This is a genomic window from Flavobacterium panici, assembly GCF_024499525.1.
GTDB classification, from domain to species: Bacteria; Bacteroidota; Bacteroidia; order Flavobacteriales; family Flavobacteriaceae; genus Flavobacterium; species Flavobacterium panici.
The window spans coordinates 5,016,319-5,033,604 of record NZ_CP100437.1 but is presented as its reverse complement, the minus strand read 5'-3'; the positions used below and the strand labels follow the sequence as shown (position 1 = coordinate 5,033,604).

At 35.5% G+C, this 17,286-nt stretch carries 12 protein-coding genes; 11 read left to right on the top strand and 1 reads right to left on the bottom strand.

Translation table 11 applies throughout. The annotated features are described in order from the left end of the window. Nucleotide 1: 1 nt before the first annotated feature. The 6 genes from NLJ00_RS21020 to NLJ00_RS20995 all read left to right on the top strand — a co-directional run bounded on the left by NLJ00_RS21020 (nucleotide 2) and on the right by NLJ00_RS20995 (nucleotide 7,339). Nucleotides 2-793 carry a gluconate 5-dehydrogenase gene (locus tag NLJ00_RS21020; RefSeq protein WP_256635294.1) on the top strand — a complete coding sequence of 264 codons (792 nt, stop codon included), beginning with the start codon at nucleotides 2-4 and terminating at the stop codon, nucleotides 791-793. A gap of 25 nt (nucleotides 794-818) precedes the next feature. Beyond that, the gene (gene uxaC / locus NLJ00_RS21015; protein ID WP_256635293.1) at nucleotides 819-2,225 is read left to right on the top strand and encodes a glucuronate isomerase; all 1,407 of its coding nucleotides are present in this window, start codon (nucleotides 819-821) and stop codon (nucleotides 2,223-2,225) included. Between the two features lie 88 nt (nucleotides 2,226-2,313). Further along, the gene (locus tag NLJ00_RS21010; RefSeq protein WP_256635292.1) at nucleotides 2,314-3,336 is read left to right on the top strand and encodes a sugar kinase; all 1,023 of its coding nucleotides are present in this window, start codon (nucleotides 2,314-2,316) and stop codon (nucleotides 3,334-3,336) included. Between the two features lie 12 nt (nucleotides 3,337-3,348). Continuing rightward, complete coding sequence (locus NLJ00_RS21005) at nucleotides 3,349-4,017, top strand: bifunctional 4-hydroxy-2-oxoglutarate aldolase/2-dehydro-3-deoxy-phosphogluconate aldolase (protein ID WP_256635291.1); 669 nt, start codon at nucleotides 3,349-3,351, stop codon at nucleotides 4,015-4,017. A 206-nt stretch (nucleotides 4,018-4,223) separates the two neighbouring features. After that, complete coding sequence (locus NLJ00_RS21000; RefSeq protein WP_256635290.1) at nucleotides 4,224-5,672, top strand: tagaturonate reductase; 1,449 nt, start codon at nucleotides 4,224-4,226, stop codon at nucleotides 5,670-5,672. A 44-nt stretch (nucleotides 5,673-5,716) separates the two neighbouring features. Continuing rightward, on the top strand, nucleotides 5,717-7,339 hold the full coding sequence (locus NLJ00_RS20995) for a UxaA family hydrolase (RefSeq protein ID WP_256635289.1): 1,623 nt from the start codon (nucleotides 5,717-5,719) through the stop codon (nucleotides 7,337-7,339). A 225-nt stretch (nucleotides 7,340-7,564) separates the two neighbouring features. Here NLJ00_RS20995 and NLJ00_RS20990 read toward each other — a convergent pair whose 3' ends face one another. Further along, entirely contained in the window at nucleotides 7,565-8,593 is a 1,029-nt protein-coding gene (locus tag NLJ00_RS20990) for a LacI family DNA-binding transcriptional regulator (RefSeq protein WP_053471997.1), read from the bottom strand. 290 nt (nucleotides 8,594-8,883) lie between these two features. Here NLJ00_RS20990 and NLJ00_RS20985 point away from each other — a divergent pair, with 290 nt between their 5' ends. The 5 genes from NLJ00_RS20985 (at nucleotide 8,884) to NLJ00_RS20965 (ending at nucleotide 17,164) form a co-directional block, all read left to right on the top strand. Continuing rightward, complete coding sequence (locus NLJ00_RS20985) at nucleotides 8,884-10,314, top strand: glycoside hydrolase family 28 protein (RefSeq protein WP_256635288.1); 1,431 nt, start codon at nucleotides 8,884-8,886, stop codon at nucleotides 10,312-10,314. A 42-nt stretch (nucleotides 10,315-10,356) separates the two neighbouring features. Continuing rightward, nucleotides 10,357-13,461 carry a SusC/RagA family TonB-linked outer membrane protein gene (locus NLJ00_RS20980; RefSeq protein WP_256635287.1) on the top strand — a complete coding sequence of 1,035 codons (3,105 nt, stop codon included), beginning with the start codon at nucleotides 10,357-10,359 and terminating at the stop codon, nucleotides 13,459-13,461. A gap of 12 nt (nucleotides 13,462-13,473) precedes the next feature. Continuing rightward, complete coding sequence (locus NLJ00_RS20975; RefSeq protein WP_256635286.1) at nucleotides 13,474-15,147, top strand: RagB/SusD family nutrient uptake outer membrane protein; 1,674 nt, start codon at nucleotides 13,474-13,476, stop codon at nucleotides 15,145-15,147. A gap of 104 nt (nucleotides 15,148-15,251) precedes the next feature. After that, nucleotides 15,252-16,187, top strand: coding sequence for an alpha/beta hydrolase (locus NLJ00_RS20970; protein WP_256635285.1), 936 nt, complete (start codon nucleotides 15,252-15,254; stop codon nucleotides 16,185-16,187). Nucleotides 16,188-16,198: 11 nt separating this feature from the next. Further along, nucleotides 16,199-17,164 carry a DUF4861 family protein gene (locus NLJ00_RS20965; RefSeq protein WP_180856713.1) on the top strand — a complete coding sequence of 322 codons (966 nt, stop codon included), beginning with the start codon at nucleotides 16,199-16,201 and terminating at the stop codon, nucleotides 17,162-17,164. Nucleotides 17,165-17,286: the final 122 nt, after the last annotated feature.

Genomic DNA, 17,286 nt, shown 5'->3' with positions numbered 1-17,286 from the left:
AATGACAAACTTATTTGATATAAATGGAAAAGTTGCCCTTATTACAGGAAGTACACACGGACTGGGAATGGCAATGGCAAAAGGACTTGGAGAAGCCGGAGCAACAATTGTGGTGAACGGAAATTCATCTCAACAAAAAATTGACGATGCTCTAGCGGCACTTAAAAGTGAAGGAATCAATGCGGTTGGTTATAAATTTAATGTAACCGAAGAGCAGGAAGTAAAAGCTGCAGTTGCCAAAATTGAAAGCGAAGTTGGACCAATCGATATTTTAATTAACAACGCAGGAATTATTAAAAGAATTCCGCTTCTTGAAATGGAAGTTGCTGATTTTAGAGAAGTAATCGATATTGATTTAGTAAGTCCGTTTATTGTTTCTAAGCATGTGGCAAAAGGAATGATTGAAAGAAGACAAGGGAAAATCATCAACATTTGCTCGATGATGAGTGAGTTGGGAAGAAATACAGTTTCGGCATATGCTGCTGCAAAAGGCGGTTTAAAAATGCTGACGAAAAACATGGCAACAGAATGGGCAAAATACAATGTGCAGATCAACGGAATCGGGCCGGGATATTTTGCAACAGAACAAACAAAACCAATTAGAGTTGACGGACATCCGTTTAACGATTTTATCATTAGCAGAACTCCTGCTGCAAAATGGGGAGACCCAGGTGATTTAGCCGGAGCAGCAATATTTTTATCCTCAAAAGCGAGTGATTTTGTAAACGGTCACATTTTATATGTTGACGGCGGAATCCTGGCGACAATAGGAAAACCTTCAAACGAAGAATAATTCTCAAAATATATTTTAAAAAGACATGAGCGCGAATCAGACATTCATACACGATAATTTTCTGTTAGAAAATAAATATGCTGAAGAGTTGTATCACAATTACTCTAAAAATCAGCCAATTATTGATTATCATAATCACCTAAATCCGCAGTTTATTGCCGAAGACAAGATTTTTGATAACATTACAAATGTATGGATTAATGGAGATCACTATAAATGGCGCGCCATGCGTACATTAGGAATCAACGAGCAGTTTGTAACCGGAAATGGTTCAGATAAAGATAAGTTCTTAAACTGGGCAAAAACAGTTCCGTACACAATGCGTAATCCTTTGTACCACTGGACACATTTAGAATTAGCGCGCTATTTTGATATTTATGATTTGCTGAATGAAAAAAATGCAGAGAAAATCTATATCGAAACGACTGAGAAAATAAATTCTCAGGCTTACAGCACACAAAACCTTCTTAAAAAAGTAAACGCTGAATTAGTTTGTACTACCGAAGATCCAATTGACAGTTTAGAGTTTCACCAAAAACTGGCAAAAAATCCAATTGGAACTAAAATGAGTACGGCTTTCAGACCTGATAAAGCCATCTTAATTGCTAATGATGGTTATAATGCATATCTGGACACATTAGGGGATGTGTCCGGAGTTGCAATTAATACTTATGCTGATTTACAAACCGCATTAAGAAACAGAATTGAATTCTTTAATGCAAACGGCTGTAAATTAAGTGACCACGGTTTAGATCAGATTTATTTTGAACAATTTACAGAATCTGAAATAAATTCAATTTTCAAAAAGAAAAGAGAAAACAGAATTCTGTCTTCAGAAGAAGCTTTAAAATTCCAAAGTGCTGTTCTATTGTTTTTATCTGAAACTTATCATGAATTTGGATGGGTACAGCAGTTTCACTTAGGTGCTTTGCGTAACAACAATGCACGTATGCACAGAATTTTAGGTCCTGATACAGGATGGGATTCTATTGGAGATTATCCGCAGGCACAAAAACTGTCAAGCTTTTTAAATGCATTGGACAGCAAAGATAAATTGTCTAAAACTATTATTTATAATCTAAATCCGGCTGATAACGAAGTTATGGCAACGATGATTGGAAATTTCAATGACGGAAGCGTTCGCGGAAAAGTACAATTTGGTTCAGGATGGTGGTTTTTAGATCAAAAAGACGGAATGACAAAGCAGTTAAATGCGCTTTCAAATATGGGATTAATCAGCTGTTTTGTTGGAATGCTGACAGATTCAAGAAGTTTCTTATCGTTCCCAAGACACGAATATTTCAGACGTATTTTATGTAATCTTTTAGGAGATGAAATCAAACGCGGAGAACTTCCAAACGATATGGAATGGATTGGAAAATTAGTTGCCGACATTTCATATAACAACGCAAAAGAATATTTCAAATTTTAATTTAGAAAAAGAGAAGAAAGAAGAAAGAATTTTAGCGTTCAGGCTTAAAATCCTTTTAATCATTATAATCTGTGGCAAAAAAAATAATATGAGTAGAGTAGTTGCATTTGGAGAAATCATGCTGCGTTTATCGACAGAAAGACATTTACGTTTTTCGCAATCTACAGCATTTGGTGCTACGTACGGAGGAGGAGAATTTAATGTGTGTGTTTCTTTAGCTAATTATGGTGTAAATGCCGAATTTGTTACAAGATTACCCGAAAATGAAATTGGTTCATCAGCATTAAAAGAAATGCGAAAAATGAACGTCGAGACCAAAAGCATTGTTTATGGAGGAGAACGTTTAGGAATCTATTTTCTGGAAACCGGAGCAGGAACACGCGGAAGTAACGTAGTTTACGATCGTGCTCACAGTGCAATGGCAACTATTGAAAAAGGCCAGATAAACTGGGAAAAAGTTTTAGAAGGTGCAGAATGGTTTCATTGGAGTGGTATAACTCCGGCTATTTCTCAAACCGCTGCAGAAGCTTGTTTAGAAGCTATTAAAACAGCTCACAAATTGGGAATAAAAATTTCCTGCGACTTAAATTACAGATCAAAATTGTGGCAGTATGGCAAAACGCCAAGCGAAGTAATGCCGGAAATGTTACAATATTGTAATGTTATTTTAGGCGACATTGATACCGCATATTTTATGTTAGGAATTCCAAAAGAAAACCCTAATTATCAGGATCAGGAATCGCTTCCGGTTTTATACTCAAAGTTGTTTGAATTAATTCCAAATTTAAAAATCGCTGCAACAACACTTCGTTATTCTGTAAGTGCATCGCACCAAAGAATTGGCGGTGTTTTGTTTGACGGAAAAACAATTTATCAGGCAGCTGTAAAAGAAGTTACACCAGTTGTAGACAGAGTTGGAAGCGGTGATGCTTTTATGGGCGGATTGATTTACGGATTGTTAGAATATCAAAATAATAACCAGAGAGCATTAGATTTTGCAGTGGCAGCTTGCTGTTTAAAACACACAATTGCCGGCGATTACAATTTGGTTACTTTAAAAGAAGTTGAAAATATGATTGATGGTGATGGTTCTGCATTAGTATCAAGATAATTAATTAGAGATATGGCAAAATATTCAAGAATAGAGGTTACGCAGACAATGAAGGATAACGGAATGGTACCGTTGTTTTTTCATTCGGATATTGAATTAAGTAAAAAAGTTTTAAAGGCTTGTTATGACGGAGGTTCCAGATTAATGGAATTTACCAGCAGAGGCGACTTTGCACATGAAGTTTTTGGAGCTTTAAATAAATATGCTTTAGCAGAATTACCGGGAATGATCTTGGGGGTTGGTTCTGTTACAGATGCTGCTGCAGCTTCATTGTATATGAGTTTAGGAGCCAATTTTATTGTAACTCCGGTATTTAGAGAAGATATTGCAATTGCTTGTAACCGCCGTAAAGTACTTTGGTCGCCAGGCTGCGGCACACTTACTGAAATTGCAAGAGCAGAAGAATTAGGCTGTGAAATTGTAAAACTATTTCCTGCTGACATTTACGGACCAGAATTTATCAAAGCCATAAAAGGACCTTGTCCCTGGACAAACATTATGCCTACAGGAGGTGTTTATCCAACAGTTGAAAGTTTAAGTTCATGGCTAAACGCAGGAGCAACTTGTGTTGGTTTAGGATCGCAGTTGATTTCAAAAGATATATTAGATAATAAAGATTTTGATGGTTTAACAGCTAAGGTTAAACAGGTTCTTGACATTATAAAAGATATTAGAAAATAAATAAGGAGTAATCATGCCAATCCTTATTTATGCGTTTTTTTTAGATTTTAGAGATTGTAATTGAGCATTACGCTTGAAAAATAAATCTTGTCACTCCTCACAGCAAGATCTATTTTAATTACGAGTGTAATGTTTCATTTACAATGTATTAAAATGTCAATAAGGTATTAAGTGGTTATTTAAAACACTTTAAAGCAAAAATTAAAATGGAAAAAATTAACAGATCAAATTCAGAGTTTTCAAACAGGCTTCCTATTAAAATAGTTCAATTTGGAGAAGGTAATTTCTTAAGAGCTTTTGTAGAATACGCTATTCAGAAATTAAACCAAAATGCAGATTTTAATGCCGGAATCGCTGTTGTTCAGCCTATTGATAAAGGGTTGGTGAATATGATCAATGCGCAGGATGGTTTATACACTTTGTTTATGAAAGGTGTAAAAAAAGGCGAGGAAATTCAGGAAAAAGAACTGATAACAAATATTGTAAAAGCAGTTGATCCTTATGCTTCTTTCAATGAATATCTGGCTTTAGCCAAAGAAGAAGAACTGGCTTTTATTATATCAAACACAACAGAAGCAGGTATCGAGTACATCGCTTCAGACTTGCCTACAATGCAGCCTCCTGTATCTTTCCCAGCAAAATTAACCGTACTTTTGCATGAAAGATTTAAACATTTTAATGGTGCAGCTGATAAAGGATTAACAATCATTCCTTGTGAGTTAATTAATTATAATTCAGATACTTTAAAAGAAGTTATTTTAAAATATTGTACAGACTGGAAATTAGGTCAGGACTTTGTTTCGTGGCTTTTAAACAGCTGTTCATTCCACAATACATTAGTTGACAGAATCGTTCCGGGATATCCAAAAGATCAAATTGAAGAATACAACATTCAGTTAGAATACAAAGATGATTTAATTGTAAGTGCAGAAAGTTTCTTTTTATGGGTTATTGAAGGAGATGATGAATTGAAAGCAAAACTTCCGTTTGAAAAAACAGATTTAGATGTAAAAATTGTAGAAGATATGCAGCCTTACAGAACACGTAAGGTAAGAATTTTAAATGGAGCGCACACTGCAATGGTGCCGTTTTCATTACTTTACGGAAACGAAACTGTAAAAGAAACCGTTGATAATGCTTTTACAGGAGAATTTATTAACAAAGCTGTTTTTGAGGAAATCAACGAAACCTTAAACATGGATAAACAAGAATTGGCAAGTTTCTCTGAAGAAATTTTAGACCGTTTTAGAAATCCGTTTATCAAGCACTTATTATCATCAATTGCTTTAAATTCAATTTCGAAATTTAAAGTTCGTGTTTTACCAAGTTTAACAGGATATGTTGATATTCACAAAACACTTCCGGTTCATTTAACTTTTGCATTTGCCGCTTTAATTCGTTTCTACAAAGGAACCTGGAACGGACAAAGTTTACCGATAAATGATAGTGAAGATATCGTTTCGTTTTTTGACGGTTTATGGAAATCAGATGATTATGAAAAAATAGCGAGATTGACTTTGCAAAACAAAAGTTTTTGGGATGAAGATTTAACTGAAATTCCGGGATTAACAAAAGCGATTACAATTGCCTTAGAAGAAATTGATGCAAATGGAATTGAAGCTGGTTTTGCCAAGTTTCAGGAAAGAATAAAATAAAAGAAAAGCAAAAAAAAAAACAAAAAGCAAAAAGAATAAGGATTATGGCAGCGCAGAAAAAATTGATAAAAGTTCACCCAACCGACAATGTCGCTGTTGCTTTGGTGGATCTTACAGCTGGCGAAGTAATTGATTTCGAAGGAGAATCAGTTACGATTGAGACAGATGTAAAAATGAAACATAAGATTGCAATGGTTCCTTTTAATGTAGGGGACAGGATCATTATGTACGGAGTTTTAGTAGGGAAAGCTAGTGCAAGAATCGAAAGAGGAGGATTGCTTTCTACTGAAAATGTAAAACACGAAAGTGATAAAGTTACTGGTAAAACAGAAACGATTGGCTGGACTGCTCCAAATGTTGACAAATGGAAAGACAGAACCTGGCAAGGATATCACAGAGAAGACGGACAAGTTGGAACTGAAAATGTTTGGTTGTTCTTCCCGTTAGTATTTTGTGAAAACAGAAACATCGAAATCTTAAAAGATATTTTTGAGAAAGAATTAATGAAACCTAAAGAAAATGATTACCAATTGTTATTGCGTTCTTTAGTGAAATCAGAAACTGGCGGTGCCGGAAATCAGGAAGCTTCAAACGATGCTAACTTATTCAATAATATTGAAGTAAAATTCATTACACACCAAGGAGGCTGCGGCGGAATTCGCCAGGATTCTCATAGTCTGGCTAAACTTTTGGCGGGTTATGTAAACAATCCAAACGTTGCCGGAGCAACTGTTTTGAGTTTAGGATGTCAAAATCTTCAAATTCAAATCTTCAAAGATGCTCTTGATGCCATAAATCCAAACAGTAAAAAACCTGTTTTAATTTACGATCAGCAGTCTATCGGAACTATCGAAGCGATGTTGAGCAGTGTTGTAAAAGACACTTTTGAAGCGATTAAAAAAGCAAACGAAATAAAAAGAGAACCAGCTCCATTATCTAAACTTAGAATTGGTTTAGAGTGCGGTGGATCTGACGGATTCTCTGGAATTTCTGCAAACCCAACTTTAGGTGTAACTTCAGATTTACTAGCTGCTTTAGGCGGAACTACCATTCTTTCTGAATTCCCTGAATTATGTGGAGTGGAGCAGGAATTAGTAAACAGATGTGTTGAAGACGAAGGCGGAAAACGTTTCTTAGACTTAATGCAATGGTATGAAAAAACAGTTGTAGATGCTGGTTCAGGATTTGATATGAATCCGTCGCCGGGTAACATTAAAGACGGTTTAATTACCGATGCTATGAAATCTGCAGGAGCGGCTAAAAAAGGTGGAACTTCACCTATTACAGGAGTTTTTGATTATGGTGAATATATCACTAAACCGGGTTTAACTTTGCTTTGTACGCCAGGAAACGACGTAGAATGTACAACGGCAATGGTGGGTTCTGGAGCAAACATGGTATTGTTTACAACAGGTTTAGGAACACCAACAGGAAACCCAATCGCTCCGGTTGTTAAGATTTCTTCTAATACACAATTAGCAAACAAAATGTCGGACATTATCGATATTGACACCGGAGGAATCATCACCGGAGAAAAATCAATCGATGAAATGGCAGATGAAATGTTAGAGTTTATTATTGATGTTGCCAGCGGAACAATCAAAACCAAAGCAGCGTTATTAAACCAAAACGACTTCATCCCTTGGAAAAGAGGAGTATCGCTTTAGGTTTTAGTTACAAAGGTACAGAGATACAAAGTGACAAAGGTTTATATGTAGAGACGCATGTAGAGACGCACAGCAGTGCGTCTTTCTTTTTAAACCATATAAGTTATATAAGTTCATTTTAGATTATACTTAGAATAAAAAAGCAGCTCCATAAGAGCTGCTTTTTTTATTGTTATATTAAAAGCAAACTTAAATTTACTTATATAACTTATATGGTTTAAAAACCTAAAAGGTGCTTCTTGATGATGATTTGCGGATATGTAGTTCTGGTGCGAGAACTACCTTTTTTTCTATTTTAATGGTTTCTGTTTTGTCAACTTGTTCTAAGAAAACGCGCGCGGACATTTTTCCCATTTCAAGAGGTGACTGATCTACAGAAGTTATTGATAATTCCATGAATTTGGTGAAAGGTTCATTACTGAAACCAGCTACACAAAACTCTTTCGGGATACTGATATTTCTTTCTTTCAATTCCTGAATGGCACCTAATGCAGCAAAATCACTCGCAGAAAATATAGCATCCGGCGGTGTTTCTAATTGTAAAAGTTTATCAACTGCTTCTTTTCCGGCTTCAACGGCACTTTTTGTATAAATTACATATTCTTCCTTAAAATCAATTCCGTGATCCAGCAAAGCTTGTTTGTAGCCTAAAAACCTGTTTTTAAAGATTTCCAGTGACTGATCTCCAGAAAAATGTGCAATTTTTCTACAGCCTTCATTAATTAAATGTTTGGTCGTTAAATAACCGCCTCTAAAGTCGTTTATGGTTACAGAGCTTACACCTTCAATATGTTTGCTTCTGTCAAAGAAAATCAACGGAACGTTTTTTTGAAGTACATACTGAAATGCAGCATCGTTTTCGTCAGTTACATCAGTTACAGACATTAAAATTCCGTCAACCTGAGCATCAATTAAAGTATATAAGTTTTCGTTTTCTCTTTTTTTGCTTTCATGCGTCTGGCAAATAATTACCTGATAACCATGAGGGTGCAGTTCTTCTTCAATTCCCCTGATCACAGAAGCAAAAAAGTTACTGTCTATACGCGGTACAATCACGCCAATATTGTTACTTCGGCCGCTTTTTAATGCTAAAGCAAGTTTGTTTTGCTTGTAGTTCATTGAGGCAGCGGTTTTAATAACCAACTCACGAGTGCTTTCTTTGATCTTCGGGTTGTTATTCAACGCTCTGGAAACAGTAGCTGCAGTGATATTTAATTTTTCGGCAATATCATAAATGGTTACTTTTTCGCTCATTAAAAAGGGTTTTTACAAGTTAAATTCTTAGACAAAAATACATTTTTTTTAGATAACCTAATATTTAATGTTATCGATTACCGTAACGAATTACTACAACGTTTTTTATTTTACAATGATAATAAATTACAATAATTTTTGCATTAAATGTAATTATAATTCTTAATAAAAATTAAAAATATAATAAATTTCTAAATAAATTTGGTTGGATGGAACATATTTTCTACTTTCGTGTAATCGATTACATGAATATTCATGATTTTTCAATGTTTACCTGAAATTCTACAAAAATGATTATAAACAAGGTTATAGCGTATAAATCAATTGTTTTTGCCAGTATAATGGTTGTTTTGACTATATCCTGTGCTAAAAAAGTTGCTAGTGCCTCTGAATCTGATCCGTGGAAAAACATGGAGTTGACTATAAAAAGTCTTCCCCAAACAAAATTTCAGGATAAAACCTATAATATAAACGATTTTGGTGCTGTTGCAGATGGCAAAACTTTAAACACTTTGGCATTTGAAAAAGCCATTAAAACCTGTGCTGAAAATGGCGGCGGAAAAGTGCTGGTTCCGAATGGAAAATACTTAACCGGAGCGATTCATTTAGAAAGTAACGTAAACCTGCATTTAGAAGATCATGCCGAAATTCTTTTCAGTTTAAATCCAAAAGATTATCCAATCGTTCATACTTCGTGGGAAGGAACAGAAGTAATGAATTATTCCCCGCTTATTTATGCGAAAAACAAAACAAATGTTGCCGTTACCGGAAAAGGAATTTTAAACGGTCAGGCAGACAGCACCAACTGGTGGATTTGGTCTGGCGGAAAAGGATACGGCTGGAAAAAAGGAATTCCGTCTCAAAATGACCCAGCAAACCGTGAAGTTTTAGTTGATATGGCTGAGAAAAATATTCCGGTTTCAGAAAGAATTTTTGGAGAAGGAAGATATCTGCGTCCCAACTTTATCGAGTTTTTTGAATGTAATACTGTTTTGGTAAAAGATATAACGGTTATCAATTCTCCTTTTTGGATTCTTCATCCTATAAAAACCAATAACATTCTTATTGACGGCGTAACAGTAAACAGCCACGGACCAAACAACGATGGCTGCGATCCTGAATATTCTCAAAATGTAATAATCAAAAACTGCACTTTCAATACGGGCGATGACTGCATTGCCATTAAAGCCGGACGTGACGCCGACGGAAGAAGAGTAGCGATCCCGAGTAAAAACATCATTGTTCAAAACTGTAAAATGATCGACGGTCATGGCGGAGTTGTAATTGGGAGCGAGATTTCGGCCGGAGTGAATAATGTGTTTGTTGAGAATTGTATAATGGACAGTCCAAACTTAGATCGTGCCATTCGCATCAAAACCAATTCAAAAAGAGGAGGCGTAATTGAAAATATTTTTGTTAGAAACCTTGAAGTAGGAACTGTAAAAGAATGTGTTTTACTCGTAACCATGTTTTATAACGTGTATGGCTCCCAAACGGGAAATTTTATACCAACAGTACGAAATATAAACCTTGAAAATATTACAGTAAAAAACAGCGGAAAATTTGGCGTTTTGGCAGAAGGTTATGCAGAATCTCCGGTAGAAAATATTACGCTGAAAAATGTAAAAATCGAAAAAGCTGACTCAGTTTATTCATTAAAAAACGTAAAGAATATCAATTTTATAAACACTTATATCAATGGAAAAAAAGTAAACAAATAAAAACTAATAACTATAACATTTAACCAAACCACGAAACCACTTATGAAAATTAAACAACCATTAAAGAAAAAAACAAAATACAACCTTGTATTTTTATTTTTCCTGAATTTCCTGCTGTGCAATACGATAAACGCACAGTCTACAACAATAGAAGGAAAAATTACAGATGCTTCAGGATTATCGCTTCCAGGCGTTAATATCCAGGAAAAAGGAACTAAAAACGGAACTTCGACAGATTTTGAAGGAAGTTTTAAAATAAACGTAACCAATAGCAAAGCTGTTTTAATAATAAGCTATTTAGGTTTTCAAACGCAGGAAGTAAGCGTTGCCGGAAAAACAAGAATTGATGTAAGCCTTGCAGAACAATCAAATTCATTAAACGAAGTTGTAGTTGTGGGATACGGTTCTGTAAAGAAAACAGACCTTACAGGATCTGTAAGCACCATCAGCGCGGCAACAATTACGGAAAGAAATACAACCAGTGCACTTGAAGCCATTCAGGGAAGTACACCCGGAGTTACGATTTCGTCAACTTCAGGACGTTCCGGTGACGGATTTAAAGTCGTTATTAGAGGAAATAACTCTTTAGTAGGATCGTCTCCTTTATATGTTGTTGATGGCGTTCCTGTTGACAATATTGACTTTTTGAATCCGCAGGATATTGCCAGAATGGACGTTTTAAAAGATGCTTCTTCTGCAGCAATTTACGGTTCAAGAGGAGCCAGCGGTGTTATTATTGTTACAACAAAAAGCGGTGCCAATGTAAAATCCGGAATCAATGTAACTTTTGATTCTTCTTACGGAACAAAAACAGCGGCAAGATTACCAAAAATGATGAGCGGTGAAGAATGGTGGAAATTTCACCAGGTTGCTTATATGAGCGCAACTCCGGCAACGCAGACTCCTGCCCAGCTTGCAGCTTTGGCCGGAAATCAAAGTCCGCTATTAGTTTCAAGAGCCAACAACGGTTACAATTTTGACTGGGCCGATGCGGTTCTAAAAACAGGAATGACACAAAATAATTACTTAAATGTTACAGGTCGTTCAGATTCTGGGTTGAGCTACAATTTAGGATTCGGGATTCAAAGCGATGAAGGACTTATTGATAATGACGGAACAGATAAATATTCTTTTAAATTAGGATTAAATCATAAAATAAACGACAAATTTACAACGGGTGCCAACGTTACAATTGCTCGTGTTGACACGCAGTTAGGAAGTGATTTAGCGATGCAGGACGCTTTTAGGCTTAGTCCATTAATGTCGCCGTGGGCAGTTGACGCTGCTGGAAATGAAAAAGTAGGAACGTTGTTTTTCCTTCCGGGAAAACTAACTTATCCTGATGGTTCCTGGGCAATTAATAAAACTAGTGCGGTAAACCCGTTAATGGAAATTGCTAATTCTTCTCAAACAGAAAAAACATGGCAGACGATTGGAAATGTTTTCTTTCAATATCAGGCTTTAAAATGGCTTTCGTTTAAAACCACTTTTTCTGCCGGAATAGAAAATACGGTTACAAGTGCCGCGTATGGCGCACAGTCAAATGCCGGAGTTACCTTAAACGGAAAAAATTCGGCATCCATAAAAAACTTCAACAACTTCAATTATACTTGGGATAATCAAGTTGACTTGAAACATACTTTTGCCGAAGTTCACGATTTCAGCGTTTTATTATTGCAGAGTTTGTATTCAAATGTTGATGAAACTTCGTATTTATATTCTAATAATCAGCCTTTTGATACGGGATCAAACAATATGGGATCTGGAGTTCAAACCAGTTATAATATCAGTTCAGGATATCAAAAAAATACTTTAAGTTCTTACGCCGTTCGTTTAAATTATACGTTTAAAGACAAATATTTATTGACAGCTTCTTCAAGATGGGACGGTTCATCTGTTTTATCAGAAGGAAATAAATGGCAGAGTTTTCCTTCTGTAGCTTTAGGATGGAAAATCAGCAAGGAATCTTTCTTAGCAAACAGTAATGTAATTTCAGATTTAAAACTTCGTGCGAGTTTAGGTTATACAGGAAACGACAACGTAGCACCTTACACTTCTCAGGCTTTATTAAATCAGCAGACTTTTTATGCAAACGGAGCAAATGTAGTTTCGGGCTGGCAGTCAGAAAATCTGGCAAATCAGGATTTAACCTGGGAAAAAACACGAGAACTAAACTTTGGTCTTGATTTCGGTTTCTTAAAAAATAGAATTTCAGGAAGTGTTGATGTTTACGACAGATTATCAGATAAATTAATTTACAAACAGCAATTGCCTGCAGAAAGCGGCTGGAAAAATACTTTTGCAAACGTTGGTTCTGTAAGTAATAAAGGTGTCGAGGTTTTATTAACTACAAAGAACATTAAAAGCGAAAATGTAAATTGGGAAACGACTTTTACTTTTACTAAAAACGTAAACAAATTAGAGTCAATTTACAATCAGGATAAAGTTAGTGATATCGGAAATAAATTAATTCTGGGTTCAGAACTAAATCCAAATTACAACTACGTTTACGATGGTGTTTGGCAGGAAAGCGAAGCATCACGTGCAGCATCTTACGGGCAAGCTCCGGGGCAGGCAAGACCAAAAGATTTAAATGGCGACGGAAAATTTAATCAGGATGACAGAACGGTAATTGGAAACGCAAATCCGGATTGGCAGGGAAGTTTATATTCTAAACTGACTGTTGGTAATTTTGATTTCAATTTTTCAGTTTTGACAAGTCAGGGACAAACAGTTCTAAGTACATTTCACCAAAACTTTGCTGATGTAAGTGACAGAGGACGTCAAAAACTGGCAATGGATTATTTTATTCCAACAAACGATACAGGTATCGAAGCCAATGCCAATAACACAAACCCAAGACCGGGACCGGTTGCAACGGGTGCGGGAGCTTACTGGACTTCTTTATTTGGGTACTACAGAGATGTTTCTTACGTAAAAATCAAAAATATATCTTTAGGTTATACACTAAATTCAGAATTATTGAAAAGACTTAAAATCAGTAATTTGAGAATTTATGTAAATGTTTTAGATCCATTTGTATTTACAGATTTTGATGGATATGATCCAGAATGGGCCGCTTCTCCTTTTGGGGTAAACCGTCCGGCATCTGTAACAACGCAATTGGGATTAAGTGTTAAATTTTAATAAAGATATCAAATGAAAAAAATAATAATAATATTAGGAATTGCTGCCTTGTCTTTAAATTCATGCAGCAATTATATAGAAGAAGAAAGTCTTTCGAATGTTCCTGCCGATGCTACATATAAAACAGCATCAGGATATCAGTTATTGATCAATACCAATTATGCATGGCTTAAAAGTATTTACGGAGGAAATCCGTGGTTATTTGAAGCAGGAACGGATATGTATGCCGAAGGAAGAACGCCGGAACCAGCAGGTTTAAGCCAGTATGCACTTTTAATACCTTCTTCAGACAACGTTGCAGATTTGTACACACCTTGTTATCAGTTAATTCAATCTGTAAACAAAGCGGTTTATTATTCGACAATAACAGAACAAACGGCAAATTTGAACACTTTAGTAGGTGAAGCTAAATTTTTGAGAGCGCAGGCTTATTTCTTGTTAGTTCAGACTTATGGCGGAGTTCCAATTGTAAATGAAAATATTACAACGCCAGTTTTATCTTTTCACAGAAATACGGCAGAAGAAGTTTATACACAGATTATTTCAGATTTAGATACAGCGTTGGCAAGTGTTGGAACAAACTCGTACAGCACAACAGGAAAAGTAAATAAAAGAGCTGTAAATGATTTATTGGCAAAAGTATATTTAACGAGAGGATATGAAACGTTTGGCAAAGCCGATGATTTTGCAAAAGCAGCAGCATACGCAGATGCAGCAATTGGCGGACAAACTTTAGCACTTGCTTTTGACCAGTTATTTAAACCCGGAAACGATTTAAATGCCGAAACTATTTTCTCTGTACAATACGACAAAGCTTCAACAAGCACAGATCCAACAAAATTGGGTAACAATCAGTTTTATTATTTCAGTTCGTATTTAGGCGGAGCAGAAACTGGTGCGCCATTAAGAAGTTATAATTTATGTCCAACAGATTACGCTTTGGGTCTTTATGAAAAAGGAGATAAAAGATGGGAAGGGACTTTCATGACAGAAATCTTAGAAGGTCCTGAAACTACAAACGGCGTTACAAAAAATGTTTTGTATTATCCATATTACAGAAGTACAAATCCGGCTTCATTAAAAGTGAGACATTTTTATGAGCCAAAATGGTTTACACCTGCAGACAGAGCGGCTTGGGAAACAGCAAATGCAGCCAGAAAATCGGCAACGTTTGTGTACCATCCTTGGGGAGAATATTCTGCGGCGCATACCTTAATTAAAAACTTAGACTGTTATACGATTCCGGTTAAGAAATTTGACGATCCGGATCCTACAACGCCTTCAAGTACAGGGCCTGTAAGTACAAGAGATATTATTGTTTCAAGATTGGGAGAAACGTATTTAATCGCTGCCGAAGCCTATTTAAAAGCAGGACAGCCAGGAACTGGTTTAGACCGTTTAAACGAAGTGAGAAGAAGAGCCGGAGTTGCAAATGCTACATTAGCTGAGTTCAATATCGATTATATTTTAGATGAAAGAGGAAGAGAATTGTTAGGAGAATACAAACGTTGGTTTGATTTAAAACGTACGGGAACATTAGTTGCACGAGCATCGGCTCATAATTATAAAATTAAGGCCGCAAATTTTGTTGGTGTTGGCGGACAACTTAAAATTTTAAGACCAATTCCGCAAGTGGCATTGGATTTAAACCAGAATAAAGATTTTCCTCAGAATCCTGGTTATTAGTAATTTGTTAGTTTTTTGAGACTATTAGTTTTTTTGAAGAAGTTAAGGAGGAGTTCGACCCAAGTGTCGGACTCCTTTCTGACTAAAAAGTAAAAAGGATTGTAATGCGAAAAATAATATTGATTTTATTCATGCTGTCTTGTGCAATAAATGCGCAGCAGACTTATCCTGTCGACACATCGTACACGGTAAAAAGCACGTATGCTAAATTGATAAAAAAATATCCGTCAATCACAATTCCGGTTATAGAAAAGAATAAGAATCTGATTCAAATTAAGGATATAATTTATTTTAAAGAGAACGAAAGAACCTTGCATTTTGATGCTTTTGTATATAACACAAAAAAGCAAAATCCTGCCGTTATTATGATTCATGGCGGAGGCTGGAGATCTGGCGATAAAACTCAGATGAACGCTTTGGCAGAAGAAATTGCATCTTACGGTTATTCCTGTTTTACAATTGAATACAGATTGTCGCTTGAGGCAAAATATCCTTACGGAGTTTATGATGTAAAAAATGCGATTAAATTTATAAAAGATAACGCAGCGAAATTCAAAGTAGATCCAGACAAAATTGCGGTTTTAGGCTGTTCTTCGGGCGGACAAATGGCAGCTTTGATTGGTACAACAAATGAAAATCCAACTTTTGAAGATGCTTCAAATCAAAGTAAATCATCATCAAAAGTAAATGCAATTATTGATATAGACGGCGTTTTGGCATTCAGGCATCCAGAATCTTCAGAAGGAGAAATGGCATCGTTTTGGCTTGGAGGTTCTTATGATGAAAAACCGGAGAATTGGAAAAATGCTTCAGCTTTAAGCCATACCGATAAAAATACACCGCCAACATTGTTTATAAACAGCAGTATTGACAGGTTTCATGCCGGTAGAGATGATATGATAAAGATTTTAAATCAGTATAAAATTTACAATGAAGTTCAAACACTAGAAAACTCACCGCATTCTTTTTGGTTTTTTGAACCCTGGTTTTATAAAACAACCGATTTTACAGTCCAATTTCTAAATAAGATATTCAAATAATTTACCATAAAATGAAAACAAAAATTACAGCCGCAGCTTTATTCTTAATTGGTTTTACATCAGTTAATGCTCAAAAATATGATATTAAAACGGCTAAAACGTATGCTGAAATTTCGGCAAAAACAGACGGACATTGGGAGGGACGCAAATACATAGGCGGAACAACTTTTAAAAACGTCGACAGATTAAAACTGGCACCAGAACATACAGATCATTCTTTTGATATTCGTTACGAAGGTCCGGGCTGGGAAAATAACCGAATTGGTTACCGTTTGTATTTAGACTGGAGAAATGCAATTGATATTTTCGGAAAGAAAACATCAGCTATAATTTTACCAAAAGTAGGTCAGGATAATTTTGATTCGTATCATGAAATGAGCGATTGGGGAGCTGATATCCTGAAAGCCGGAAAAGCAATCGGAATTGGTTCTATCGATCGTTATTTAAACAATGAAAAACTGCATTTCCGTGAAGTAGATTCTACGATTGCAACAGTTGTAAATAAAGACAACGAATCGGGCGTAAAAGTGAATTATTATGGATGGAAGACAGCATCTGATAAAATTGATTTTACTTCTACTTTAACCATAAAACCAGATCAGTTATATACAAAACATACGATTCAGGCATCCAAAGAAATTAAAGGAATCTGTACAGGAATTGTAAAACAAAAGAATACGGAATTGCTTAAAAAAGAAAGTAAAAACAAAAAATGGGCTTATATAGCTACATATGGCACACAGTCTTTGGTTCCGGACAAATTAGGACTGGGAATTTTTTATGAAGTAAACACAATCGAAAATATCGCTGATACAGATTTAGATTATTTATTGGTTTTTAAACCAACAACAAAAGCAAATTCTTTTTATCTTTTAGGTGCCTGGGAACAAGAACAAAACGGCATAAAATCGCAGGAAGATTTCGTAAAATATTTAGATGCACAATTAGAGGTTTTAAATAAAAAAGGGAAGATGTAAGTTATTTTTTGCCACAGATTTAAAGGATTAAAAAAGATTAAAAAATCTGCTGATCTGCAAAATCTGCGTGAAAAATATTTAACACATAGAAACATAGAATTTATGATGTTTTAAAAGAGTAT

Coding starts and splice junctions, on each gene's coding strand:
- NLJ00_RS21020 (WP_256635294.1), top strand. CDS start 2: ATGACAAACTTATTTGATATAAATGGAAAAGTTGCCCTTATTACAGGA.
- uxaC (WP_256635293.1), top strand. CDS start 819: ATGAGCGCGAATCAGACATTCATACACGATAATTTTCTGTTAGAAAAT.
- NLJ00_RS21010 (WP_256635292.1), top strand. CDS start 2,314: ATGAGTAGAGTAGTTGCATTTGGAGAAATCATGCTGCGTTTATCGACA.
- NLJ00_RS21005 (WP_256635291.1), top strand. CDS start 3,349: ATGGCAAAATATTCAAGAATAGAGGTTACGCAGACAATGAAGGATAAC.
- NLJ00_RS21000 (WP_256635290.1), top strand. CDS start 4,224: ATGGAAAAAATTAACAGATCAAATTCAGAGTTTTCAAACAGGCTTCCT.
- NLJ00_RS20995 (WP_256635289.1), top strand. CDS start 5,717: ATGGCAGCGCAGAAAAAATTGATAAAAGTTCACCCAACCGACAATGTC.
- NLJ00_RS20990 (WP_053471997.1), bottom strand. CDS start 8,593: ATGAGCGAAAAAGTAACCATTTATGATATTGCCGAAAAATTAAATATC.
- NLJ00_RS20985 (WP_256635288.1), top strand. CDS start 8,884: ATGATTATAAACAAGGTTATAGCGTATAAATCAATTGTTTTTGCCAGT.
- NLJ00_RS20980 (WP_256635287.1), top strand. CDS start 10,357: ATGAAAATTAAACAACCATTAAAGAAAAAAACAAAATACAACCTTGTA.
- NLJ00_RS20975 (WP_256635286.1), top strand. CDS start 13,474: ATGAAAAAAATAATAATAATATTAGGAATTGCTGCCTTGTCTTTAAAT.
- NLJ00_RS20970 (WP_256635285.1), top strand. CDS start 15,252: ATGCGAAAAATAATATTGATTTTATTCATGCTGTCTTGTGCAATAAAT.
- NLJ00_RS20965 (WP_180856713.1), top strand. CDS start 16,199: ATGAAAACAAAAATTACAGCCGCAGCTTTATTCTTAATTGGTTTTACA.